The organism is Brevibacterium sp. NPDC049920 (assembly GCF_040656435.1).
In the GTDB taxonomy this organism is placed as follows: domain Bacteria; phylum Actinomycetota; class Actinomycetes; order Actinomycetales; family Brevibacteriaceae; genus Brevibacterium; species Brevibacterium pityocampae.
This window is the reverse complement of record NZ_JBFAMF010000008.1, coordinates 19,348-42,769: the sequence shown is the minus strand read 5'-3', so window position 1 is coordinate 42,769 and position 23,422 is coordinate 19,348. Positions and strand designations below refer to the sequence as shown.

General features: G+C 71.6%; 21 protein-coding genes. 11 read left to right on the top strand and 10 right to left on the bottom strand.

Annotated elements, in window-relative coordinates:
* Positions 1–213: 213 nt before the first annotated feature.
* The 3 genes from AB0I45_RS09715 to lhgO form a co-directional block, all read right to left on the bottom strand.
* On the bottom strand, positions 214–894 hold the full coding sequence (locus AB0I45_RS09715; protein WP_265809010.1) for an isochorismatase family protein: 681 nt from the start codon (positions 892–894) through the stop codon (positions 214–216).
* Entirely contained in the window at positions 891–2,363 is a 1,473-nt protein-coding gene (locus tag AB0I45_RS09710; protein ID WP_360318104.1) for a cytosine permease, read from the bottom strand. Before AB0I45_RS09710 ends, AB0I45_RS09715 begins: the two co-directional genes overlap by 4 nt.
* A gap of 110 nt (positions 2,364–2,473) precedes the next feature.
* Positions 2,474–3,715, bottom strand: coding sequence for an L-2-hydroxyglutarate oxidase (lhgO, locus tag AB0I45_RS09705; protein WP_247618394.1), 1,242 nt, complete (start codon positions 3,713–3,715; stop codon positions 2,474–2,476).
* Between the two features lie 119 nt (positions 3,716–3,834).
* On the opposite strand from lhgO, the gene AB0I45_RS09700 reads away from it, so the two are divergent.
* Positions 3,835–5,184 (top strand): site-specific DNA-methyltransferase, encoded by a 1,350-nt coding sequence (locus AB0I45_RS09700; protein ID WP_360318010.1) that lies wholly within the window; start codon positions 3,835–3,837, stop codon positions 5,182–5,184.
* 132 nt (positions 5,185–5,316) lie between these two features.
* Here the strand turns inward: AB0I45_RS09700 and AB0I45_RS09695 are convergent, their stop codons facing one another.
* The 4 genes from AB0I45_RS09695 to AB0I45_RS09680 form a co-directional block, all read right to left on the bottom strand.
* A complete protein-coding gene (locus AB0I45_RS09695; protein WP_345030638.1) occupies positions 5,317–6,618 on the bottom strand; it encodes a DUF2079 domain-containing protein in 1,302 nt (433 codons plus the stop codon).
* A gap of 8 nt (positions 6,619–6,626) precedes the next feature.
* A complete protein-coding gene (locus AB0I45_RS09690) occupies positions 6,627–6,947 on the bottom strand; it encodes a hypothetical protein (protein WP_345030641.1) in 321 nt (106 codons plus the stop codon).
* A gap of 114 nt (positions 6,948–7,061) precedes the next feature.
* Positions 7,062–7,781 (bottom strand): TrkA family potassium uptake protein, encoded by a 720-nt coding sequence (locus tag AB0I45_RS09685; protein ID WP_137318358.1) that lies wholly within the window; start codon positions 7,779–7,781, stop codon positions 7,062–7,064.
* A gap of 96 nt (positions 7,782–7,877) precedes the next feature.
* Positions 7,878–9,215, bottom strand: a complete 1,338-nt coding sequence (locus tag AB0I45_RS09680; RefSeq protein ID WP_345030644.1) for a potassium transporter TrkG — start codon at positions 9,213–9,215, stop codon at positions 7,878–7,880.
* 139 nt (positions 9,216–9,354) lie between these two features.
* Between AB0I45_RS09680 and AB0I45_RS09675 the strand changes: the two genes are divergently transcribed.
* Together AB0I45_RS09675 and AB0I45_RS09670 are read left to right on the top strand one after the other, a co-directional pair.
* Positions 9,355–10,869 (top strand): APC family permease, encoded by a 1,515-nt coding sequence (locus AB0I45_RS09675; protein ID WP_360318005.1) that lies wholly within the window; start codon positions 9,355–9,357, stop codon positions 10,867–10,869.
* The gene (locus tag AB0I45_RS09670) at positions 10,866–11,660 is read left to right on the top strand and encodes a nitroreductase (RefSeq protein ID WP_295688995.1); all 795 of its coding nucleotides are present in this window, start codon (positions 10,866–10,868) and stop codon (positions 11,658–11,660) included. Before AB0I45_RS09675 ends, AB0I45_RS09670 begins: the two co-directional genes overlap by 4 nt.
* 152 nt (positions 11,661–11,812) lie before the next feature.
* Here AB0I45_RS09670 and AB0I45_RS09665 read toward each other — a convergent pair whose 3' ends face one another.
* Positions 11,813–13,186 (bottom strand): MFS transporter, encoded by a 1,374-nt coding sequence (locus AB0I45_RS09665; protein ID WP_360318001.1) that lies wholly within the window; start codon positions 13,184–13,186, stop codon positions 11,813–11,815.
* Between the two features lie 113 nt (positions 13,187–13,299).
* The gene (locus AB0I45_RS09660) at positions 13,300–14,580 is read right to left on the bottom strand and encodes a CaiB/BaiF CoA-transferase family protein (RefSeq protein ID WP_360317998.1); all 1,281 of its coding nucleotides are present in this window, start codon (positions 14,578–14,580) and stop codon (positions 13,300–13,302) included.
* 237 nt (positions 14,581–14,817) lie between these two features.
* On the opposite strand from AB0I45_RS09660, the gene AB0I45_RS09655 reads away from it, so the two are divergent.
* Positions 14,818–15,222 (top strand): thioesterase family protein, encoded by a 405-nt coding sequence (locus AB0I45_RS09655; protein ID WP_360317995.1) that lies wholly within the window; start codon positions 14,818–14,820, stop codon positions 15,220–15,222.
* Positions 15,223–15,423: 201 nt separating this feature from the next.
* On the top strand, positions 15,424–16,056 hold the full coding sequence (locus tag AB0I45_RS09650; RefSeq protein WP_137318364.1) for a class I SAM-dependent methyltransferase: 633 nt from the start codon (positions 15,424–15,426) through the stop codon (positions 16,054–16,056).
* Positions 16,057–16,106: 50 nt separating this feature from the next.
* On the opposite strand, the gene AB0I45_RS09645 is transcribed toward AB0I45_RS09650, so the two are convergent.
* Entirely contained in the window at positions 16,107–17,534 is a 1,428-nt protein-coding gene (locus tag AB0I45_RS09645) for an amidase (protein ID WP_360317992.1), read from the bottom strand.
* Between the two features lie 226 nt (positions 17,535–17,760).
* Here AB0I45_RS09645 and AB0I45_RS09640 point away from each other — a divergent pair, with 226 nt between their 5' ends.
* From AB0I45_RS09640 to AB0I45_RS09615, 6 genes are all read left to right on the top strand, one after another.
* Positions 17,761–18,462, top strand: a complete 702-nt coding sequence (locus tag AB0I45_RS09640; protein WP_360317989.1) for an HAD domain-containing protein — start codon at positions 17,761–17,763, stop codon at positions 18,460–18,462.
* A 3-nt stretch (positions 18,463–18,465) separates the two neighbouring features.
* Positions 18,466–19,281 carry an aspartate/glutamate racemase family protein gene (locus tag AB0I45_RS09635; protein WP_137318366.1) on the top strand — a complete coding sequence of 272 codons (816 nt, stop codon included), beginning with the start codon at positions 18,466–18,468 and terminating at the stop codon, positions 19,279–19,281.
* Positions 19,278–20,186 (top strand): DUF308 domain-containing protein, encoded by a 909-nt coding sequence (locus tag AB0I45_RS09630; RefSeq protein WP_360317985.1) that lies wholly within the window; start codon positions 19,278–19,280, stop codon positions 20,184–20,186. The genes AB0I45_RS09635 and AB0I45_RS09630 overlap by 4 nt, the downstream gene beginning before the upstream one ends.
* A gap of 413 nt (positions 20,187–20,599) precedes the next feature.
* Positions 20,600–21,637 carry a MetQ/NlpA family ABC transporter substrate-binding protein gene (locus tag AB0I45_RS09625; RefSeq protein ID WP_360317982.1) on the top strand — a complete coding sequence of 346 codons (1,038 nt, stop codon included), beginning with the start codon at positions 20,600–20,602 and terminating at the stop codon, positions 21,635–21,637.
* Positions 21,634–22,764, top strand: coding sequence for a methionine ABC transporter ATP-binding protein (locus AB0I45_RS09620; RefSeq protein ID WP_345030665.1), 1,131 nt, complete (start codon positions 21,634–21,636; stop codon positions 22,762–22,764). Before AB0I45_RS09625 ends, AB0I45_RS09620 begins: the two co-directional genes overlap by 4 nt.
* On the top strand, positions 22,761–23,417 hold the full coding sequence (locus AB0I45_RS09615) for a methionine ABC transporter permease (protein WP_247618380.1): 657 nt from the start codon (positions 22,761–22,763) through the stop codon (positions 23,415–23,417). Before AB0I45_RS09620 ends, AB0I45_RS09615 begins: the two co-directional genes overlap by 4 nt.
* Positions 23,418–23,422: the final 5 nt, after the last annotated feature.

Genomic DNA, 23,422 nt, shown 5'->3' with positions numbered 1-23,422 from the left:
CTTCTGAACCGAGCCGCAGCTCCGCGGCACCGCAACTCCGGAGCACCGTGAACTGTGGGGCGAACGAGTGGGAGCAGGGCCATCAACGGCCCCGCACTCCCCCGTTCGCCCCACCGTCGCGTGCGCAGGCAGCGCGGGCAGGCCGTGCCCGAGGTGCCGCGCACCCGGGAACCCACCCGGTCCGAGGCACCCTGCGGCTCGGCGCACGCCGGCTCAGCCGGCGATCATCTCCCGCACGTCGGCCGCGCTCACGAGCTCGATCTGCGGGGCGTAGAGGCCCATGACATGGAGCGCCGCCCGGCCGTTCTCTGCGCTCGAGGCCGCGCACGCATCGGTGACGATGCTCACCTGCATACCGGCGTCGGCGGCGGCGAGCGCGGTGGAGATCACGCAGCAGTCCGTCGACACCCCGGTGAGCACGAGGTGCGCATCCGCTCCCGCCCGTGCCGCGAGCTCCGCGCCCCATTTGCCGAAGGTCGGCGCGTCGACCGGCGGCCGCGCGGACAGCTCCGCGGCCCCGTCGACGAGGGCGTACAGCGGGTCCGCGGCACTGACATCGGCGAACGGCCACTGCCGGAAGTAGTCGCCCCAGGCCGTCGACCGGTCCGCGGTCGGCAGCCAGCGGGTCACGCTCACCCGGCCCTCGAACAGCGGCGCGATCTCCCGGATCCGCGCGAACGCCTTAGCGAAATCCGGCGATGACCAGTCCGAGCCCGGGTCGGCGAAGATCGCCTGCGGGTCGATGACGACGAGGTGGGGCACCCGGGTGCGGCCGGCCCGGAACGCAGGCTGCCCCTCGGCCCGCCCCTCGACCCCGGCAGCCGCCGGATCCGAGGAGCCCGCCGGCTCCGCGGCACCCACCGCTCCCGAGGCACCCACCGGTTCCGCCGTCATCCCCGGCCCCCGTCGAGCGGGCCGGGCGCGTTGTCGAGCCCCGCGACGGCGAGCTCGGCTGCCGCGGCCTCCTGCCGGCGGATCGTCCGGCGGCGCAGCAGCAGGGTGACGAGGAACGACAGCACGAGGGCGAGGAGCACCCCGAGGTTCGCGTACGCCCAGGTGCCCTCCTTCCCGCCGAGCGGGCCGAGCAGGTACCCCTGCCAGTTGTTCCAGGCCGCCTCGGCGGCGAACTGGTTGATGACGAGGCCCCAGCCGAGCACGGAGGCCACGGCCATCGTCACCAGGCTCGTCCAGTCGAACGCCCCGTAGACGCCACGGGCGTCGAACAGCGAGGGCTCGTGGTAGTTGGCGCGGCGGGTGAGGATGTCGGCGATGAGGATGCCGGCCCATGCAGCGAGCGGCACGCCGAGCGTGATGAGGAAGCTCTGGAACGGCCCCAGGAAGTCCTGTGCGAAGAACACCACCCAGATCGTGCCGATCGTGAGGATGAGCCCGTCGATGCCGGCCGCGACCGGGCGCGGGATCCGGATCCCCAGGCTGAGCAGGGTGAGGCCGGAGGAGTAGATGCCGAGCACCGCGCCGGACACGAGCGCGAGCAGCGCGGTGACCCAGAACGGGATGAGCGCCCACACCGGCAGCAGGGTGGCGAGCGCGCCCACCGGGTCGATCGCGACGGCGTCCATGAGGGCGGGGTCGGAGCCGGCGAGCAGCAGGCCGACGGTGACGAGGATGACCGGCGCGGCCGAGCCGCCGACCGTGTTCCACACGACGATCGAGGAGTCCGAGGCGGACCGGCGCTGGTAGCGCGACCAGTCGGCGGCGATGTTGATCCAGCCGAGGCCGAACCCGGTCATCACCATGACGAGCGCACCGATCATCTGCTGCGGGCTGCCGTGCGGGAGCGCCATCACGGCGGCGAAGTCGATGTGCGGGATGACGAGGACGACGTAGAGGATGGTGATCGCCCCGGTGAGCCAGGTGAGGATCGACTGGAGCCGCATGATCGTGTGGTAGCCGAGCACCGAGGCGGTGACGATCACGCCGGCGACGACGAGCGCGGCGATCACCCGCACGCCGATGCCGCTCGCCCAGCCGAGCGCCTCGAACACCGTGGCGGTGGCGAGCACGGCGGTGATCGCGAGGAAGGTCTCCCAGCCGATCGAGGTCAGCCAGGACACGATGCCCGGCACCTTCTGCCCGTGCACGCCGAAGGCCGCGCGGGAGAGCACCATCGTCGGGGCGCTGCCGCGCTTGCCGGCGATCGCGATGAGCCCGCACAGGAAGAACGAGACGACGACGCCGATCACCGTGACGACGGTCGCCTGGAGGAATGAGATCCCGAAGCCGAGCACCCACGAGCCGTAGCTCATGCCGAACACGGAGACGTTCGCGGCGAACCACGGCCAGAACAGGTCGGAGGGCTTCGCGGTGCGCTGGGCGTCGTCGACGATCTCGATGCCGGTCATCTCGACGAGCGGGGTTCGTTCCACGGCGGTTCCCGTCACTGGGCTGCAGGGTCGAGGCCCATCATCACGCCTTTATCACAGATACGCAATTAAGCGCATCCGGGCTCACCTCACCGCAGCGAGCCGAGCGCCTTGTCGACGATGTGCTCGGCGATCGCCATCGAGCTCGTCGCCCCCGGGGACGGCGCGTTGCGCACCTGGGTGAGTCGGCCGCGGGTGGTGATGACGAAGTCGTCGACGAGCGAGCCGTCGGCGTTCATCGCCTGCGCCCGCACGCCGCGCGGACCGGGCTTGACGGTCAGCGGGTCGAGGTCGGGGACGAAGCGCTGCGCCTCGGCGATGAACGCCTTGGGCGACACCGCGGTGCGGGCCTCGCGGGCGGCGGCCTTGACGTTGTCCTTGGCGAACTTCCAGAACCCCTTGTACCCCAGGGTGGAGCCGATGTCGCCGAGGTCGAACCCGCCCTTCGAGTACCCGCGCGTGTACTTCTCCCGCCCCATCGACAGGAAGGCGTTGGGGCCGAGCATGAGCGCGCCGTCGATCCGGCGGGTGAGGTGGACGCCGAGGAACGGGTACGCCGGATCCGGGACCGGGTAGATCAGGCCCTTGACCACGTCCGCGGCGGGCTGCTCGATGAGGAAGTAGTCGCCGGAGAACGGCACGATCCGCGGCTCCGCCTCGAGGCCCGAGGCGCGTGCCAGGCGGTCCGCCTGCAGGCCGGCGCAGGTGACGACGAGGTCGAAGGAGCCGGCGTCCTGGGTCATCTTCGACTCGACCCCGGGCATCGCGAGCGCGACCCGCACTTCGTTGCCCATGGTGTCGAGCCGGGCGACCTCGGAGTTGTACTCGATGCGTCCGCCGGCGGCGAGCACGTCGTTGCCGAACGCCTCGGTCAGGGCGACGAAGTCGATGATCGCGGTGTGCGGGGAGTGGAGGGCGAGGACGCCGCGGACGTTGGGCTCGATCTCGCGCATCTCGTGCCGGTCGAGGAGTGCGACGTGCGGCACGCCGTTGGCGCGCGCCCGCTCGTGGATCTTCTCGAGCCGGTCGACCTCGAGCGTGGTGTGGGCGACGACGAGCTTGCCGCACTCGTCGTAGGGGATGCCGTTGACGGCGGCGTACTGGACGAGCATCTCCACACCCCGCCGGCACAGCTGCGCCTTGAGGCTGCCCGGCTCGTAGTAGAGGCCGGCGTGCACGACGCCGGAGTTGTGGCCGGTCTGGTGGGCGGCGAGGTGGGATTCCTTCTCGAAGACGGTGACGGTGGCCTCGGGTTCGCGGAGGGCGAGCTCGCGGGCGACGGCGGTGCCGATGATGCCTCCGCCGACGACGGCGATGCGTGAGATTGTCATGGTGCTATCTTGGCAGAACCGCCCACCCGCCGACAGGGCTCGGCCGCGTCCGAGGCGCGGGCCGGGATCCGAGACGCCCGCCCGGCCCGGTGGGCGCCGTCGACAGGAGAGGGGCCCGCATGGAGTCGCCGTTGACCCTCGACTGGCCCGGCAAGGCCGCCGCTGCCGCCCTCGCCGCCGAGGATCCCTCCGGCCCCGACGGCACCGGACCGCTCCTCCCCGACGGACCGCTCCTCCCGCTCGACCGTCACCTCGCGATCGAGGGCGAGAACCTCGCCGCCCTTCGAATTCTCCGCCGCTCCCACGCCGCACAGGTCAAGGTCGTCTGCATCGACCCGCCGTACAACACCGGCAACGCCCTGCCCTACCGCGACACCTTCGGGGCGGCCGGGCACCGCGGCTGGCTGTCGATGATGCTCCCCCGCCTGCTGCTCACCCGCGCGCTCCTGCGCGCGGACGGTGTCGTGTTCGTCTCCATCGACGACCGGGAGAACGCGCACCTCCAGCTCCTCGGGCACGAGGTGTTCGGCGAGGAGAACTACCTGGGCTCCTTCATCCAGCAGCGGGCCAAGGGCGGCGGGAACGCGCGGTCGTTCGTGCGCGGCCACGATTTCGTCCTCGTCTGGGCGAAGGACGCCCGGGCAGTGGGTCCGTTCCTCACCGAGAAGCGCCCGCCGGCCCGGTACGAGACGATCGACGGCACGCGGTACCTCGTGGACGACGACTGGCTGCGGGTGAGCTTCGGCAAGTACACCCGCGGCGCGGAGCGCCGGCTCATGTACGAGGACATCGCCGCCGTCCGCGGGGAGGCGAAGAAGGCCGAGGTCGACGCCGGGCTGGCCGCCGGGACCCTGCGGCTGCGCGCATGGGGCGAGCCGGACGAACGGGGTGTGCGCAAGCACGCGGTGCTCCGGCTGACCCCGGCTGACCGCGCGAGCTCGAAGATGTACTCGATCATCAAGGCGCTCAACGAGGGCGGGCGGGCCGATCTCGAGGCGCTCGGGCTCGGCGGGCTGTTCGGCTATCCGAAGCCGCTCGAGCTCATCCGCACGCTCGTGCGCTCGCAGACGATGTTCGACCGCGAGGCGATCGTCCTCGACTTCTTCGCCGGCTCCGGCACCACCGGACAGGCGGTGCTCGAGCTCAACGCCGCCGACGGCGGTTCGCGTCGATTCGTCCTCGTGCAGCAGCCCGAGGCGCTGCGGCCCGTGGCCGGGGCCCGCACCGGCGCCGAGGCGGGGGCCGCCGGGGCACGGTCCGTCGCCGGTGCCGCGGCAGGCACGGGCCCGGGCAGGGAGCCCGCCGCTGGGGCAGGCACGGGACCGGGCGGGGAGCCCGGCGAGCCGCTCACCACGATCAGCGCCCTCATGCGCGAGCGTCTGCGCCGGGCGGGGGCGGCACTGCTCGAGCAATCCCCGGACCTCGACGTCGACTTCCTCGACATCCGCCTGCCCGATCCGCCCGACTGAGGCGCTGCCGCGCCGTCCTACTGCGCGGTATCCGATTCCAGCCGCGCAATTGCGCGCTCGGTTCCGGATACCGCGCGGTCGGACCGACCCGACTGCACCTCCGCCCGCCGCCGCCGATCGCCTCCGCCCCAACTACCCGGCGTTCGTCACCACCTGGTAGCCGCCGCTCTCGTGGACGAGGGTCCAGTCGCCGCCGTAGCGCTCCTCGGCCCAGGCCTCGATCGAGCCCTCGTGGTCGTCGGGCCGCAGTGCGATCGCCTCGGGCACGAACTCCTCGGAGCTGCCGTACCAGTAGACGTCGGTGTGCGGGGCGAGGTAGGCGAGCAGCCGGACGTCGGTGACCACGGAGTCGTACTCGACTGAGGCCTCGAGAGCACCGCTGCCGTCGACGCGGTACCGGTCCGCCTCCCACAGCAGGTGGATGTTCGTCTGGCTCAGCAGCGCGAAGGAGGCCACAGCCGCCACCGCCGGGGCGAGCGTCCGGTGCGGCCGGCCGGCCCCGTCGAGCAGGCCGACGGCGGCGATCGGGATGAGGACGGCGGAGTAGTGGAAGCTCGTATCCCAGTAGCCCTCGACGTTGCCGAGGAACCGCCAGCCGAGCGTGGGGAGCATGAGGAGGATGAACGGCGAGCGCAGGCCGATCACCCCGGCGGCGAGCGCGAGGAACCCGACGGTGCCGATCTTCGTCGTGAGCCCCGCGGTGAGCGTCTCGGCCAGCGTGACGTTGTCGGAGTAGTCGTAGCCGCCGCTGACGTTGAAGGCGGGGATGAAGATCAGCACCGCGTAGACCGTCCAGGCGATGCCCCAGCCGGCGAGGAACAGCCCGTACTTGAGGTCGGCGCGGCTGCGCAGCCAGACGGCGAGGCCGAACACCGCGACCGTGAGCCCGAGGTCCTCCTTGACGAACACGAGCAGCGCGATCGCCACCGCCGCGCCGAGCTTCTGCCCGCGCATCCACCCGACGAGTCCGAACGCCAGCAGCGGGACGGCGAAGGCGATCTCGTGGAACTGCGCGGTGACGGCGTTGAGCAGACCCCATGAGCCGACGTAGGAGACCGCGAGGAGCCAGGCGCCGCGGGGCGTGAGCCGCTCGACGGCGAGCGACACGACCGGCCACACCGAGGCCGCGAACAGCACGGCCTGCGCGAGCATGAGCGTGAGCCCGGAGGGGAAGAGCCAGAACAGCGGGGTGAGCAGGATGAGGATCGGATGGAAGTGGTCGCCCCAGAGGTTGAAGCCCGGTCCCTTGATGTCGACGATCGGCACCTCGAGAGCGGAGTACCGGGTGAGGAGCTGGGTGAAGATCCCGAGGTCCCAGGACGGCGAATAGAAGATCCGCCACATGATGATCGCCAGCGTCGCGTAGAGGACGAGCGCTGCGCACGAGGCGAGCGCCGGGGCGTACCGGGTGAGGCCGGGGAGCTTCGGCGGCACGGGCGGTGTCAGTCCTGGAGGTCGACCGCGACGGCCGATGCCCCGGCGACGGCGGCGGTGACGGTGAGCACCGAGGGCCAGGCGCCGATCTTCTTGGCCAGCGGGTGGGACAGACCGAATCCCAGCACGTACGCGGCGGCGAGGCCGGCGGTCGTCGCCGCACCCCCCTTGGCGAGCCAGGTGCGGCCGGCGTACACGCCGGCTGCGGCGAGCACCGCCCCGCCCAGCGGCCGGATGCCGGATTCGCGGGCGGAGACATAGCCGCCGAGGAGGCCGAGGGCGACGATCGGAGCGGTCTGCACGTCGAGTGCGTCCTTGAGTTCTGCCATGGTCCGGAGTCTAGCCGCGCGCACCGATCGCTCCTCGATCCGCCCCGGGCGGATCCGTCGTGGTCGCGCGCCCGGGCGGCCGTCGACGATCGGCGGTCGCGAGCAGCCCCGGGCTCAGTCCGAGGTCAGAGTGCTGAAGGATTCGAGTGCCCGCGGATGCCCTGCGACGAGGATCTCGTCCTCCGGGTAGACCACGGTCTCGGGTTCGACGAAGTGCCACCCGCCGCCGCGCTTGACGCCCACCACCGCCACGCCGTGGTGCCGCTCGAGGTGCTGAGGCCCCAGCGGACGGTCGACGATCGACCCCGGCGGGGAGATCCGCACCACGGCGAAGTCCTCGTCGATGGCCGCGAAATCGTGGAGCCGGGAGCTGATGAGGTGCGCGAGGCGACGGCCCATGTCGTTCTCGGGCCGGATGACGTGCTCGACCCCGAGCTGCCCGAGGATCTCGGCGTGCGGCTCGCCGATCGCCTTCGCCCAGATCGCAGGGACCCCGAGCTTGAGGAGGCGGGAGGTGGTGAGGATGCTCGCCTCGATGTCCGAGCCGATCCCCACGACGACCGCTGGCACCTCGGCGATCCCGAGCTGCCGCAGCGCCTGCTCATCGGTGGAATCAGCGGTCGCGACGAAGGCGAGGCGGTCACGGAGGTCGTCGACGACGTCGCGGCGGATGTCGATGCCGATGACCTCCGCGCCGAGTGCGGTGAGCTCGGTGGCCACCGCTGCACCGAATCTGCCGAGGCCGATCACTGCGATCGCCCCGGCGCCGGCGAGCCGGCCCGGGTCGCCGGTGAGGAATGCGGCCGGCTTCGCCAGCCATCTCGATGTGTTCACTGCGTCTCCTCCTGTGCTTCTGCGCTGGTCCGATGTGCCTGCGGCGCGGGGTGGTGCCGGGATCGATCGCGTCCGCGCCGCGCGGAAGACCCGGTCTCAGCCGATGAGCGGCCGCTCCTCGGGCAGTGCGTAGCTCGCGTGCCTGCGTCGCAGCGCGAGGGCCGAGGCGAGGGTCACCGGCCCGATCCGTCCGACCGCCATGAGGACGATGAGGACGACCTGCGAGAAGGCGGGCAGCTCCGCGGTGATGCCGGTCGACAGGCCCACGGTCGCGAATGCGGAGATCGCCTCGAACAGGATCCGATCGAGGCCCCACTGCGGCTCGTCGAGCATGATGAGCATCGTGGCGCCGAGGACGAGAGCGAGCGCGAGGACGATCACCGTCGACGCCTGCCGATGGACCGCGGTGTCGATCCGGCGCCCGAGGAGATTCACCGCGCGACCGCCGGTCACCTCGGACACGGTCATCGCTGCGAGCACGGCGACGGTGGTGACCTTGACGCCGCCTGCGGTCCCGGCCGGTCCGCCGCCGATGAACATGAGGATGTCGAGCCCGAACCAGCTCACCGGGTGCATCTGGGCGATGTCGATGGAATTGAACCCCGCGGTGCGGGCGATGGTCGACTGGAAGAAGGCGGCGAGGATCCGGCCGCCGGTCCCGTGGGCACCCAGGGTGCCGGGATTGCGCCATTCCTGCACCGCGATGAACACCGTCCCCGCCAGCAGGAGCAGAGGGGTGAGGACGACGACGATCCGCGTGGTGAGCGACCAGGAGAGCGGGAAGCGGTAGCGGCGGACGAGCTCGACGAGGACGGGGAACCCCATCCCGCCGATGATCACCGCGAGCGCGAGCGGCAGGATGACGAGGGGGTCGGTCGCGTACCGCACGACGCTGTCCGCGTGGAGGCCGAAACCGGCGTTGTTGAACGCGGAGATCGCGTGGAAGACCCCGAACAGGATGGCCTGCGCCCAGTCCATGTCGTAGCCGAACCTGAAGCGCGGCACCAGGATCGCGGCGGTCACCGCCTCGACCACGAGGGTTAACCCGATGATCCGCACGATCACCGGGCGGATCCCGCCGAATCCGGACGAGCGCGTCTCGTGGGCCACCGCTCTCCGGAACCGCAGACCGGCGCGCCGCGCGACGAGCATGCCGAGCAGCATCGTGAAGACCATGATGCCGAGGCCGCCCACCTGGATGAGGCCGAGGATGACGAGCTGCCCGAACAGTGTGAAGTCCCCGCCCGTGTCGAGGACGACGAGCCCGGTCACGCTGAGCGCCGACGTCGCGGTGAAGAGTGCGGGGAGCACCCCGATCGACCCGTCGCCGACGGTGGCGAAGGGGAGCATGAGGAGTCCGGTGCCGGTGGCGAGCGCGGCCGAGAACCCGGCCAGGATCACGGTCACCGGGCGCGGAATGCGTACGCGGGGCACGGCTACACCGTAGCACCGCACGGACCCGGCTCCGGAACCGTTCGGGTCACGATTCGACTGCGGTCGATGTCGTGCGCATCACGGGTCCCGCGATCTCCTATAGTGTGACCATCCTCACTGAGCTGCTGAAGGAGCTGCTATGAGCACTCATCCGCCGACGCCCGATTCCAGCGGGGCCCGATCCACCTCCAGCGCGTCCGTGGACGAGCTCGGCCACGTCGATCGCGGTCACGGCTTCGTCCGGGTCCTCGGCAACGTCGACGCGCTGTTCATCGGCTTCGGCGCGATGATCGGCTTCGGCTGGATCACTCTCACCGGCGGCTGGCTCGAGAGCGCCGGCACCCTCGGCGCGCTCCTCGCGTTCGTCGTCGGCGGCATCATCATGGGCTTCGTCGGCGTCGTCTACTCCGAGCTCGTCGCCGCGATGCCCCACGCCGGCGGTGAGCACAACTACCTCATCCGCGGCATGGGCCCGCGTCTGTCGCTGCTCGGCTCGTGGGCGATCACCGGCGGGTACATCAGCGTGGTGATGTTCGAGGCGGTGGCGTTCCCGCGGACGATCGAATACCTCTTCCCGAACTTCCAGCAGATCCACCTGTGGACGATCGCCGACTTCGACGTGCACCTGACCTGGGCGCTCGCCGGGACGATCGGTTCGCTCATCGTCATGTGGATCAACATCCGGGGGGTCAAGGTCGCCGGTCTCGTCCAGACCTTCGTCGTGAGCTTCCTCGTCATCATGGCGTTCCTCCTGCTCGCAGGCGGAGTCGTCGGCGGCGAGCTGTCGAACACCCAGCCGCTGTTCAACGGCGGGGCGATCGGCTTCGTCGCGGTGCTCGGCGCGGTGCCGTTCCTCTTCGTCGGCTTCGACGTCATCCCGCAGTCGGCGGAGGAGATCAAGGTCCCGCCGAAGCAGATCGGCAAGCTCGTCGTCATGTCGGTGGTCATGGCGGTGCTGTTCTACCTCATCATCATCTTCTCGACCTCGCTCGCGCTGCCCGCGTCCCAGCTCGCCTCGTTCGACCTCGTCACCGCCGATGCCCTCGCCGATCTCATGGGCCACCCGATCTGGGGCGACATCGTCATCGCCGGCGGCCTCGCCGGCATCATCACCTCGTGGATCGCCTTCCTCATGGGTGCCTCGCGCCTCATGTGGGCGATGGCGAACTCCGGGATGATCCCGGCCTGGTTCGGCAAGCTCCACCCCAAGTACCGCACCCCGGTCAACGCCCTCCTGTTCATCGGCATCCTGTCGGCCTTCGCCCCGTTCGCCGGCACCGCGATGCTCGGCTGGGTCGTCGACTCCGGCTCGCCGATGATCGTCTTCGCCTACGGCCTCGTCGCCGTCGCGTTCGTCATCCTGCGCAAGAAGGAGCCGGGCATGGATCGCCCGCTGCGCGTGGGCGGCAAGGGCGGCGCCGGCATCGCCATCGGCATCATCGCCGCGGTGCTCTGCGCCATCCTGTTCATCATGTACATCCCGGAGCTCACCCCGATCTCGGTTACCCTCGCATGGCAGTCGTACCTGATGTTCGGCCTGTGGATGCTCGCCGGCGTACTGCTGATGTTCCGCCTGCCCGGGGGCATCAAGCCCGGCCCCGACGCCGAGCACGAGCTCCTCACGCAGATCAACGAGAGGAAGCGCCGGAAGTGACGAGCACCGACTGCTCGACCGGCGGCGGCGCTTCGGCAGCCGCCCCGGCCGACGCCTCCTCCGCCGTGCCCGAGGCGCCCGCTCGCCCGGGCGCGGACGGCCGGGGCAGGTCCTTCCGCACCCTTCTCGCGGAGCGCTACAGCGTCCGCCACTTCACCGGGGAGCCGGTCATCGAGGAGCAGCTCACCGCCGTCCTCGCGACCGCGCAGCGCACCCCGTCGTGGTCGAACACCCAGGCCTGGCAGGTGCACGTGCTCACCGACGAGGTGCTCCGCGAGATCGGCCGGCGCCTGCGCGCCGCGGTGACGGCCCGGACCCAGCAGAAGACGGTCGTGTCCGACCTCGCGCTGCCCGGCCGGTTCACCGAGGAGCAGATGCACCGCAAGCGGGTGACCGGCTACGGGCGCTACGAGTCGCTCGGGATCGACCGGAAGGACAGGGTGGGCCGGTTCGAGGCCTCGCTGGCGAACTTCGAGTTCTTCGGCGCTCCCGTCGGTCTCGTCATCACCTCGACCCGGGAGGTCGGCCCCTACGGCTGGGTGGACACCGGCGCCTACATCGGCACGCTCCAGTACGCGGCGTGGGAGGCGGGCCTGGGCGCGTGCGCGCTCGGCTCGATCGGCATGCACGCCGATCTCATCCACCGCTACCTGGGACTCGCCGATGACGTCGACGTCATCGCCGGGATGGCGCTCGGGCACCCGGATCACGCCGCTCCCGGCAACACCTACCGCACCGAACGGGCTCCCCTGTCCGAGGTCGTCCACCGCGTCGAGACCCTCAACGACTGAAATCCGCACGCGCATGGGCCTGCCGCTGCACGACTGTCCCGCGAAAACTGCAAGCGCCCACCCGACCTGAACAGGTTGTGGGGGCGCTTGCAGGAATCGCGGGATCTTCGAGGACCGGACAGTTGACGGAGCCGCCGGCCGCTCGCGGCGCACTACCCGCGGACCGTCCGCGGGACGAGTGCCATCGCGATCACACCGAGCACGGCGACGACGGCGAACAGGTGGAAGCCCCAGGGGTAGGCGATCCCCGCGGCGACGAGCGCTCCCGTGAGGAACGGCCCGACGATCGCCCCGAGCCGCCCCACCCCGGCGGCGAGCCCGAGCGCCGTGCCGCGCACCTCGGCCGGGTACACCGACGACACGTACGCATAGACGAGGACCTGCGCGGAGAACACGAACGCGCCCGTGGCGAAGACCGCGAGGTGGAGCACCACCGGGTTCTCCATCCGCACGCTGAGCAGGGCGAGGAGCACCGCGGCCGCACCGAACCACAGGAGCACCATCGGCCGGGTGCCGTACCGGTCCGCGGTCCGGCCGGCGACCACGAGCCCCACCACCGCGCCGAGGTTGAGGACGAGGAGCATGACGAGCGAGTCGGACAGCCGGTACCCGGCCTCCTCCATGATCGACGGCAGCCAGGTGTTGAGGCCATAGACGAGGAGCAGGCCCATGAAGCTCGCCACCCACACCCCGATCGTCACCCGCGCGAACCCGCCGGAGAACAGGCCCCCGCGCCCGGTTGCAGAAGCCGGATCCGCCGGGTCACCCGCCGAGGCGCTCGCCGGGCCTCCTGCTGCCGCGGCCGCCGCCGTTCCTGCCGACGGCCCTGCCGCGGATCCACCGGCACCGTGCCCCGCGGTCCGGGCACTGCGTGCGGCGAGGAAGGCCGGGGACTCCGGCAGCCGCAGCCAGAGGACGGGCAGGAGGAGGAAGCCGGCGATCCCGCCGCCGAGGAACAGGAGCTGCCAGTCCGCTCCGGCGAGCACGGCGAGCAGCGCCGCGAGCACCGCACCCGTGTGGTAGCCGGTCATCGTCAGGGTCGTCGCCCGCGCCGTGCTCCCGGCACCGGAGTACTCGCCCACGTAGGTGAGCGCGGTCGGAAGGACCGCGCCGAGCCCCATCCCGGCGATCAGCCGGAACACCGCGAACCACAGCACGCTCGGCGCGAAGGGGACGAGCACGGTGAAGATGCTGAAGACGACGACGCAGGCCAGGATCGCCGCCCGGCGCCCCACCCGATCGGCGAGGAAGCCGACGCCGGCGGCTCCGAGGCCCACCCCCACGAGGCTGAGCGTCGCCACCGCGGTCGCCGCCTCAGCGGTGAAGCCGAGGTGCCCGGTGGAGAGCAGGGTGGGGATGACCGCGCCGAGCACGACGAGCTCGAAGCCCTCGAGCATGACGACGATCCAGCACAGGATCGCGGGCCGGCGCGAGGCGCGACCGGGCACGGCGGCTGTCGCCGCCGAGGATGCGGTGGCGGTCGAGTCGGTCGCGGTTGCGGCGGGGTGCGAGGCGTCAGGGGTCATCAGGTCACAGCCCATTCGTTCGGATCCGGCGGTGCAGCGGCTCCGGGTCGGGGTCGCGGACCGAGCCTACCGCCGCGCGCCGGCCACCGCAGTCCGGCCGCCGCAGGCCCCGATCACTCCGTGCCGGAGACCACCCCTGCCGCGGTGAGCCGGTCGATCTCCGCCGCGTCGAAGCCTGCGGCGCGGAGCACCTCGGCGGTGTGGGCACCGGTCCGCGGGGCAGGTGCGGGGTGTTCGAAAGGCGCGCCGTCGGAGTCGCCGCCGGCCCAGGTGGCTCCGCCGGCCGGGGCGAACCGCGGCGCCAGCCCGGGCTGCCGGACGCCGTCGGCGTCGCGGTAGAACACGGCGCGCGCGGAGTTGTGGACGTCCGCCTCGGCCTCGTCGAAGGAGAGGATCGGGAACACGCAGCCGTCGGTGCCGTCGAAGATCTCAACGAGCTCGTCCCGGGTGCGGGCGGCGATCGCCTCGGTGAAGGCGGCACGGATCTGCGGCCAGGTCTCCTGCTTGCGATAGTCGAAGGTGCCGAACTTCCCGGGCATCCGGTCCCCGATGTCGAGGCCGTCGATGACGACCTTGAAGAACTGCGGCTCGATGCAGCCGACGGACACCCACTGCCCGTCCTTCGTCTCGTAGCGGTCGTAGAACGGCGCACCGGAGTCGAGGATGTTCGTACCGCGCTCCTCGGTCCACAGGCCCTGGGCGGCGAATCCGTGCATCATCGCCCACAGGAGGTTGGCGCCGTCGATCATCGCGGCGTCGATGACCGCACCCTGACCGCTGGTCCGCGCGCGCACGAGCGCGGCGAGCATGCCGACGGCGAGCACCATGCCGCCGCCGCCGAAGTCGCCGATGAGGTTGGCGGGGAACTGCGGGCCCTCGCCGGCGCGGCCGAGCTGGTGGAGGACGCCGGCCGAGGCGATGTAGTTCATGTCGTGCCCGGCGACCTGCGCCCGCGGCCCGGTCTGCCCGTAGCCGGTGATGCGGCCGTAGACGAGTGCCGGGTTCTCCGCCATGAGCTCGGCCGGGCCGAGACCGAGGCGCTCGGCGACCCCCGGCCGGAAGCCCTCGAGGCAGGCGTCGGCCCCGGCGACGAGGCGGCGGACAACTGCGACGCCCTCGGGCTGCTTGAGGTCGACGACGATCGACTTCTTACCGCGATCGAGCACCGGGCTGTTCGGCACGCCCTGCTCGCTCGGGCGCTGGAGGCGGATGACCTCGGCGCCGAGGTCGGCGAGCACGAGCGCGGCGAAGGGCCCGGGGCCGATGCCGCCGAGGTCGATGATGCGGAAGCCCTCGAGCGGCTTGAGCGCGGCCGGAGATCCGGACCGCCCGGCGGAACCGGCGGCGGTGGGCGATCCCTGCGGGGCGGGCGAGGTGTGGTCTGAGCTGGTCACGGTGCGTCCTCCGGGGCTAGTGGCGGCGGTCGGACGAGGGTCGCCCATCCTGTGCGAACCCGGGCGCGCCACGATGCGCGACCCGCGTTCAAAACAGTTACCGAATGATTGATTAACTTAAGATTAGAGGGCCGGTGCCCGGTCCGCAATGATGGTCCGGCAACGCATGTCCACCCCTGTGATCGCACTGCCGATCCCGAACCCGATCCGATACCCGATCCGCCGAGAGGAACCTCCGTGTCCGAAGTCTTCATCCACCGTCCACAGATCCGCTGGTCCGACCAGGACATCCTCGGGCACGTGAACAACGGCCGGATCGTCACCCTCATCGAGGAGGGGCGGATCAACTGGCTCGTCGGGATGCGCGGGCGCGATTCGATCAGCGCCCCGAAGCTCGCGGTGCGCCTCGAGCTCGACTACCGGAAGCCGGTGATGTACGGCCCCGAGCTCGTCCTCGAGCTGCGGATCGCGCGTGTGGGGAACAGCTCGTTCACCATCCGCACGACCGGGATCCAGGAGGGCGAGGTCGTGTTCGAGGCGCTCAACGTCATGGTCACCGTCGACCCGGAGACCAAGCGCCCGTGCCCGATCAGCGAGAAGGACAAGGCCTACCTGCGCACCTACATGGACGACGAGGGCTGATCACCGGCCCCCGGGCAGCGCTGCTCCGCACCCCGGGGGCCGGCACCGGCGCGTCCACGCCGCCCCCGGGGGGCCGGCACCCGCACCGGCACGCCCACGCGGACGACCCATGGGACCGCAATGTGCATGTGCATGTGCATGTGCATGTGCATGTGCATGTGACGATGTGTGCGGTCTCGCGCGAGGCGGTATACACGTCCTATGGACACCGATGAACGGATGAACTGGGAAGCCCGGTACGCGCAGGCACCGGAGACCTCGGTCGAGGGGGCGGAGCCGGATCGCGAACTCCTCGCCCTCCTCACGGAGATCACCCGGCAGGACGCCCCTTCCGACGCCGGGCCCGCCGTGCGGGGAGCCGCCGCGCGGACGGCGGTGGACCTCGGCTCCGGCACCGGACGCAACACCCGTGCCCTCGTCGAGGCCGGTCTGCGCACCACCGCCGTGGACTTCTCACCGACGGCGATCGCCGCGCTGTGGAAGCGGGCGCTCGCCGAGGGGTGGGATCGCGGACTGCTCGGCATCACCGGCGACCTCATGGAATGGATGGAGTCGACCGCCGAGCACTACGACCTCGTCGTCGGCGCGTACCTCCACGGAGTCGACGGCGCACTCGAGGGAGCGCTCCGTCTGCTGCGCCCCGGCGGCCGGCTGCTGTGGACGACGCACGCGCCGGAGTCGCCGCACGGCCCGCCGCCGCACGTCCCCCGCCCGGACGTCGACGCCGTGCGAGCGGAAGCCGCGCGCGTCCCCGGGATCACCGTGGAGCGCCTCGACCGGACGGGCCGGGGCACGCACACCGTCGACATCGTGCTCCTCGCCCGCCGCGGCTGACCCGCCGCGACCTGCCCGCCCGCCTCACTTGAGAGGGCCCGGCGCCCGCCTCACATGAGCGGGCTGCGGGGGAACGGGAGGAGCTCCTCGACCGCGGCGGCGATGGTGAACACCGAGTCGTCGGCGAACGGATGGCCGACGATCTGCACGCTCGTCGGCACGCCGGTGGGCCCGATGCCGCTCGGCACCGCCATGACGGGGCACCGGTTGGCGATGTTGAACGGGATCGTCATGTGCGCCTGCCAGTAGAAGTCGAGCGGGCCGGCCGGCCGCTCGAGCGCCTCGAGGTAGGCATTGTCCGCCTCGAGCGCGCCGATCGCCGAGGTCGGGGTGAGGAGCGCATCGAATCCGGCCATCGCGTCCGCGATCTGCGCCTGCACCTTCGTCTCGAGATCGGCGGCCTCGAGGAGGCTGATCCGCTCGGCGAAGTCGCGGGTGTACTCGACGAACCGCTTGGAGTACGGCTCGAGGAGGTCGAGGTCGCCGCCGCACATGCGCGTCATGTTCTGCGCGATGAGGTGACCGTAATGGGCGCTCGAGGCGTCGGTGACGTCGGCGAGCGAGAGCGCGAGGTCGATCTCGACGAGCTCCGCCCCGGCCCCGCGCAGCGCCGCCACCACGGTGTCGAGGCCGGCGGCCACCTCGGGGTCGACGTCGTAGCAGCCGAGGTCCCGGGAGACGGCGATCCGCATCCCGGCCACGCCGGCCGCACCGGCGAACGCGGTGGGCAGGACGTGTGCGGGCGCGATCGTCGCGTGGTCGCCGGCGTGCGGACCGACGATGATGTTCGTCGCGTAGGCGGTGTCGGCGACGGTGCGGGCGAGGACGTGGTCGCCGCGGTACCAGTCGGTGTTGAGCGGCACCACGCCGGGTGTCCGACCGTAGGGCGTCTTGAAGCCCGGCAGTCCGCCGAACGCGGCGGGGATCCGGGTCGATCCGGCGATGTCCGAGGCGGTGGCGAGCGGCCCGTAGCCGGCGGCGACCGCGGCACCGGAGCCGCCCGAGGAGCCGCCGGGGGTGCAGTCCGGGTTGAAGGGGTTGCGGGTGGTGCCCCAGGCCGCGGTCTGCGTGAAGGTCGCGCAGGAGAACTCCGGCGTGGTGGTGCGGGCGAAGGGGATCGCACCCGCCTCCCGCAGCCGCGCGACGACCGGATGGTCCGCCGGCGCGGTCTGCCCGGCGAGCACCCGCGACCCGCGAGTCGCGGAGCAGCCGGCAACGTTGTGCTGCTCCTTGACGAGCAGCGGCACCCCGAGCAGGGCCGGCAGCGGGGTGTCGGCATCTGCGCGGGCGTACACCTCGGCGGCGGCCTGCGCGGCCTGCCGGGCCGGCTCGTCCATGACGTCCATGACCGCGTTGATCTCCCCGTCATGCGCGGCGATCCTGCTGGTCAGATGGGTCAGATACTCCACGGGGGAGAGCTCGCGGGAGCGGAAGGCGGCGATCACGTCGAGGACGCTCATGTGGTGCAGTTCACTCATGGGGCCAGTGTGCCATTCTTCCCCGGCTCCCGCCCGGGCGGTCTCGCACTCCGTACACACGGACCGATCCGGCGCACCCCGCGGTGAGCAGCCCGGCGCGGACGCTGAGTCGCGCGCTCAGGCGGAGCCGATATTCTTGGGACCACGAGGGAGGCGGCACGGCGCCGCACCGGGGGGCGACCCTGCGGTGCGCGGGCGCGACGACGAACCGGCCGACACGCACACGATGACATCTGAGGACTCCGCACGCCGACGTGCGCGACAGGTGACCCTGTTCCTCGACGTCGACGGCGTGCTCAACTCCTACCCGGTGACCGGCATGCGCTTCTACCGCGAACGGCGCCGCCGCGTCCACGCCTGGAACTACGAGCTCCACTTCCGCCCGGCGGTCGTGCGCCGCCTCGAGCGGCTCGTCGAGCAGCGCCTGGTCGACCTCGTGTGGCTCTCGACCTGGTCCGACCGGTGCACGACCGAGCTCGAGCCCACGCTCGGCTTCCGCGGCACCTACCCCGTCATCCCCATGCCCGACGACTCCTACAACCGCTTCGCCGGCGATCCGCAGAGCTGGTGGAAGGCCCATGCTGTCGAGGCCTGGCTCGCCGACCACCCCGACGAGCGCGCGATCTGGATCGACGACGACCTCGCGGCCCCCGCCACCTACTCCTACTTCTCCGAGACCTACCCCGGCCGGCTCCTCCTCATCGCCCCCGAGTTCAGCCGCGGGCTCACCGCCGAGCACTTCCGCCGCATCAGCGCCTTCACCCACCCCCGGCCGCACCCCACCGCCGCGACCACCCGCCTGCTCAGCCGCAGACGGCGCACCGCCGCCGAGGCGCCCGCAGCTGCCGGCACCGCGCCGGCCGACCGATCCGAGAACGCACTCGTCGCCCCCGAAGGCCTCGGCCGCCGGGTCCACGGAAAGGACTGAGACATGTCTCGCCCCCGCACGCCGCTGGTCGGGTTCATCGACTCCGGCCTCGGCCTCGTCGACTTCGCCGACGCGTTCCACCGCCGCGTCCCGCACGCCGACCTCCTCCTCTCCATGGACCCCGACTGGATGCCCTACGGGGCGCTCGATGCCGAGGTGGTCGCCGAGCGCATCATCGCCTCCGCCCAGGTGTTCTCCCCGTGGGAGCCCGATGCCGTCGTCATCGCGTGCAACACCGGCTCGGTCCACGGGCTGGCCCCGCTGCGCGCGCAGCTCGAGCCGGGCACCCCGGTGATCGGCACCGTGCCGGCGATCAAGACCGCCGCCGACGCTGGTGAGCCGTTCGCCGTGTGGGCCACCCGCGCCACCACCGTCAGCGACTACCAGCGCGGACTCATCGAGGAGTTCGCCGCCGAGGCCGAGGTGCACCCGGTGGCGTGCGCCGGGCTCGCCGAGGCGATCGACAGCGCCGAGCTCGCCGCCGTCGACACCGCGATCGACGCGGCCATCGCCGCCACCCCCGAGCATGTGGAGACGATCGTGCTCGGCTGCACCCACTACGGCCTCGTCGAGGACCGGATCCGCGCCCGCCGACCGGCCACCCGCAATCTCCACGACTCGCCGCACGCCGTGGCCCGGCAGACAGCGCGGCGCCTCGGCCTCGACCCGGACGACCCGGCGCTCGCCGCCGGCCACGGTGCGGGCACCGGCGGGCGGGTGCTCGCCACGTACATGTCGGGGCGCCGCTCGGCCCTGCCCGACACGCTCGACGCGTACCCGGCCGGGCTGCGGCTGCGCAGGATCGAGGCTCACGGATGACCGCCTTCACGCCCTTCGACCCCGTCAGCGCCCTCGCTCGGATGCGCACCACCGTGATCGTGCAGGGTGTGCTGTCCGTGCTCGCCGGCCTTCTCATGGCGGTGTTCCCGGACTTCGCGCTCCTCGTCATCGTCGTCCTGTGCGCGGCGTGGCTCCTGGCCGACGGCGTCCTCGCGCTGCTGCGTCTGGCCTCCCGGCGCTCCGGCTCCCGCTCCGGCTGGCCGCTGGCGCGCGGACTCCTGGCGATCGGACTCGGTGTCCTCGTGCTCCTGCTGCCGCGCGAGTCCGCGGCGGTCATCGCCGTCATCGCCGGACTGTGGGCGTTCCTGCTCGGCGGGCTGGCGGTGCTCGGCGCGCTCGCCCTGCGCCGGCTGGGCGGATCACTGTGGTGGGGCCTGCTGCTGCTCGGCGGGTTCGGGCTGGTGCTCGGCGCCGTGCTGCTGCTCGACCCGGCGGCCGGCATCGGCGCGGTGCTGTGGCTCGTCGCCACCTTCCTCGTCCTCCAGGGTGTCGCCGCGATCCTCCTCGGCGTCCGGCTGGGACGGGCGCTCGGGCGGGCCGCGGCAGGGCAGAACGGCCTCGGAGGCCTCGGTGGGCTCGGTGGGCGGACCGGTGCCGGCGGGCCGGTGGTGTTCGGCGGGCCCGGTTTCGGCGGGCCCGGTTTCGGTGGGCCCGGTGGATCCGGCGGGCCCGGTTTCGGTGGGCCCGGTGGATCCGGCGGGCCGGCGCACTCCGGGCCGACCGGTTCCGCGCGTGGCTCCGAGGATCCCGCCCCGCCCGGCTGGATCACCGGCGAGCTCGCCGATGACGAGGACGCGGGCACCACGGGCAGGGACGGCGCCCCGCACGACGAGGACGACGACGACCGTCGCCGCGGGGGCTCCGGATCGCGAGACGGTATTTGACCGTTCGACTCCCGGTGGCGTTCAATTCTGGGGTGACCACGCATCCTCTGAGCCCGCTGTGCTGGCGGCGCCTCCACATCGACCTCATGCGCGTCACCACCGTCATCTGTTGATGTCCTCCCTGCACCCTCGCTGAACAGCATTCACCGACGAACGCCGGGGACCACTCTGCAGGTTCCCCCGGCATGTCAGTGCGAATGCACCTTTCAACTGCCGCTGCAGTGCGGTTACCCGTCAGTATCCGCACTGGTTCGCCCCGGGAACCGACTGACCGCACCGTGATGCCCCGCGTCCTGCTGTGTGCGCACACAGCCGCGCCTCCCCGCCCCCGGGCACTTCACCGCGTCATCTCCACCCCCGGGCACTCCACCGCATCTTCCGGCCCACCGGGCCCTCGTCACCAAGGACCAGCCATGACCACCTCACCCCGCCCACCCGCCGACCGCCCGGACTCCACGAATCCCTCCGCCGCTGATTCCGCACCCGGCTCCGGCTCCACGCACGCCTCCGTCCAGGAGCACCTCGACCGCCGTCGGGCCGGCCGCCGGCGGGGGATGATCGTCGCCGCGATCCTCGCCGTGCTCGCACTCGTCGCCGTCGGCATCGTCGCGCTCACCCAGCGCTCCGGCGGTGAGGGCGGTGCCGGAGGGGCCGCCGGCGAGCTCACCGCGCTGCGCATCGCCGACACCGCGCAGAGCGACTACCAGGACGCGATCATCGAGGTGGGCCGGGAGAACGGCCTCGACCTCGAGTTCGTCAACTTCGACGACCCGTACCTGCCGAACACCGCGCTGCTCGAGGGCGAGGTCGACGCGAACTCCTTCCAGCACATCGCCTGGCTCAGCGCGTTCAACGGTGAGAACGACTCCGACATCACCCCGCTGTTCTCGACGAACATCTCCCAGTGGGGCCTCTACTCCTCGACCGTCACCGACCTCGCCGAGCTGCCCGACGGCGCCCGCATCGCGATGCCGGACGACCCCTCGAACTTCTCCCGCGCCCTGTTCATCCTGCAGAGCGCCGGCCTGCTCGAGATCAGCGACGAGGAGGGCTTCTACCCGACCGAGGAGCAGATCACCGCGAACCCGAAGAACATCGAGTTCGCCCGGCTCGCCCACGAATCCGTGCAGACGGCCTACGAGGACCCGTCCGTCGACGGCGTCGTCGTCGGCACCGACGACTTCGACCCGGCGCTCGGCATCACCGTCGACGACGCCCTCCAGGCCGAGGATCCCGAGGCGCCCTCCTCCGTGCCGTACACGATCATCGTCGCCACGATGCCCGACCGCGCCGAGGACCCGGTGTGGGAGCAGCTCGAGGAGACCTACCGCGACCAGCGGGTCGTCGACGCCTTCAACGAGGAGAAGAACGGCCAGGCCTCCTACGTCGACCGCCCGCGCAGCGAGCTCCTCGATGCGCTCGAGGAGCTCGACAAGGCCCGCGAAACATGAGCGACCGGAGCAGCGCCTCGGCCGCGGCCGCCTCCTCGGCCGCTCACGAGCAGACCGGGCCGGCCGGCGCCTCCGCCACGACGCCGGGCACCCCGGCCACCCCGGGCACCGACCGGATCGTCCTGTCGGGGGTGTCGAAGACCTTCACCACGAAGCAGGGTGCCACCACCGCCGCGCTCGACGACGTCAACCTGTCGGTCGGGGCCGGGGAGATCTTCGGGCTCATCGGCCGTTCGGGCGCGGGCAAGTCGACGCTGCTGCGGATGATCAACGCGCTCGAGCGGCCCACCTCGGGCACGGTCGAGGTCGACGGCGTCGACCTCGCCGGGGTCACGGGCGACCGGCTGCGACGGCTGCGCCACGGCATCGGCATGGTGTTCCAGCAGTTCAACCTCATGAACTCGCGCACGGTGTACGGCAACATCGCCGTCCCGCTGCAGCTCGCGGGGATGAAGGAGGCGCAGATCTCCGCCCGCGTGAGCGAGCTGCTCGACTTCGTGGGCCTCGGCGACAAAGCGTTCGTCAAGCCCCGGCAGCTGTCCGGCGGGCAGAAGCAGCGGGTCGGGATCGCCCGCGCGATCGCCAACCGGCCCTCGATCCTCCTGTCCGACGAGGCGACGAGCGCGCTCGACCCGCAGACCACCGGCGACATCGTCGACCTGCTGCGCTCGGTCAACGAGGAGTTCGGCATCACCATCGTCGTCGTCACCCATGAGATGGACGTCGTCAGCCGGCTCGCGGACCGGGTGGCGATCCTGTCGGCCGGGCGGGTCGTGGAGACCGGGGAGATCCAGCAGATCCTGTCCCGGCCGGCGCACCCGGTGACCGCCGGGCTCGTCGAGTCCTACACCCGGACCGCGCTCACCGAGGCGGAGAAGACCCAGCTGCGCGGCGAGTTCACCGACCACCGGATCTCCGTGACCGTCGACGACACCCTCGTCGGCACCCCGGTGCTGTCGCGGCTCGCCCGCGCGCACGCGGTGGACTTCTCGATCATCCAGGGCGGGGTGGCGCGCGTGAAGAACCACCCCTACGGCCAGCTCAGCCTCGCCCTCTACGGCGAGGACCGGGCGGTCGAGGCGTTCGTCGCCGAGCTCGGTGCGCAGGCGGAGGTGATCCGCTGGTGATCGACTTCGGAACCGTCGTCCCCAAGGTCGCCGACGCGCTCTTCGAGACGCTCTACATGGTCACCGCGGCGTTCCTCATCGCCGCCGTCGTCGGGCTCTCGCTCGGCATCTTCCTGTTCGCCACCCGCCCGGGCCAGATCCTCGGGAACCGGGCGGTCCACTTCGTCCTCAACTTCGTCGTCAACATCTTCCGCCCGATCCCGTTCATCATCCTGCTCGTCGCGCTCACCCCGGTGACGCGGGCGATCATCGGCACGAGCATCGGCCCGAGCGCGGCGATCCCGCCGCTCGCGATCGCCGGCGCGATGGGCATCGCCCGGGTCGCGGAATCCAACCTCGTCGCCGTCGACCCCGGCGTGGTCGAGGCCGCCGAGGCGATGGGCGCCCGACCGCTCCACATCCTCTTTGGGTTCGTCGTGCGCGAGGCGTTCGGCCCGCTGCTCCTGTCGCTGACCTTCATCTCGATCTCACTCATCGACGCCACCGCGGTCGCCGGCGCGGTGGGCGGCGGCGGCCTGGGCAACCTCGCGCTCACCTACGGCTACCAGCGGTTCGACTGGGCGGTGATGGCGCTCATCATCATCGTGCTCATCGTGCTCGTGCAGTGCGTCCAGTTCCTCGGGAACTGGATCGCGAAGAGATTCATCGACTAGGAGAC

What these genes read in the sequence shown, in the direction of transcription:
- AB0I45_RS09630 (WP_360317985.1), top strand. Translation starts at nt 19,278, where the DNA reads ATGACCGCCTTCACGCCCTTCGACCCCGTCAGCGCCCTCGCTCGGATG.
- AB0I45_RS09635 (WP_137318366.1), top strand. Translation starts at nt 18,466, where the DNA reads ATGTCTCGCCCCCGCACGCCGCTGGTCGGGTTCATCGACTCCGGCCTC.
- AB0I45_RS09665 (WP_360318001.1), bottom strand. Translation starts at nt 13,186, where the DNA reads ATGACCCCTGACGCCTCGCACCCCGCCGCAACCGCGACCGACTCGACC.
- AB0I45_RS09715 (WP_265809010.1), bottom strand. Translation starts at nt 894, where the DNA reads ATGACGGCGGAACCGGTGGGTGCCTCGGGAGCGGTGGGTGCCGCGGAG.
- AB0I45_RS09620 (WP_345030665.1), top strand. Translation starts at nt 21,634, where the DNA reads ATGAGCGACCGGAGCAGCGCCTCGGCCGCGGCCGCCTCCTCGGCCGCT.
- AB0I45_RS09650 (WP_137318364.1), top strand. Translation starts at nt 15,424, where the DNA reads ATGGACACCGATGAACGGATGAACTGGGAAGCCCGGTACGCGCAGGCA.
- AB0I45_RS09645 (WP_360317992.1), bottom strand. Translation starts at nt 17,534, where the DNA reads ATGAGTGAACTGCACCACATGAGCGTCCTCGACGTGATCGCCGCCTTC.
- AB0I45_RS09690 (WP_345030641.1), bottom strand. Translation starts at nt 6,947, where the DNA reads ATGGCAGAACTCAAGGACGCACTCGACGTGCAGACCGCTCCGATCGTC.
- AB0I45_RS09640 (WP_360317989.1), top strand. Translation starts at nt 17,761, where the DNA reads ATGACATCTGAGGACTCCGCACGCCGACGTGCGCGACAGGTGACCCTG.
- AB0I45_RS09675 (WP_360318005.1), top strand. Translation starts at nt 9,355, where the DNA reads ATGAGCACTCATCCGCCGACGCCCGATTCCAGCGGGGCCCGATCCACC.
- lhgO (WP_247618394.1), bottom strand. Translation starts at nt 3,715, where the DNA reads ATGACAATCTCACGCATCGCCGTCGTCGGCGGAGGCATCATCGGCACC.
- AB0I45_RS09710 (WP_360318104.1), bottom strand. Translation starts at nt 2,363, where the DNA reads ATGACCGGCATCGAGATCGTCGACGACGCCCAGCGCACCGCGAAGCCC.
- AB0I45_RS09625 (WP_360317982.1), top strand. Translation starts at nt 20,600, where the DNA reads ATGACCACCTCACCCCGCCCACCCGCCGACCGCCCGGACTCCACGAAT.
- AB0I45_RS09700 (WP_360318010.1), top strand. Translation starts at nt 3,835, where the DNA reads ATGGAGTCGCCGTTGACCCTCGACTGGCCCGGCAAGGCCGCCGCTGCC.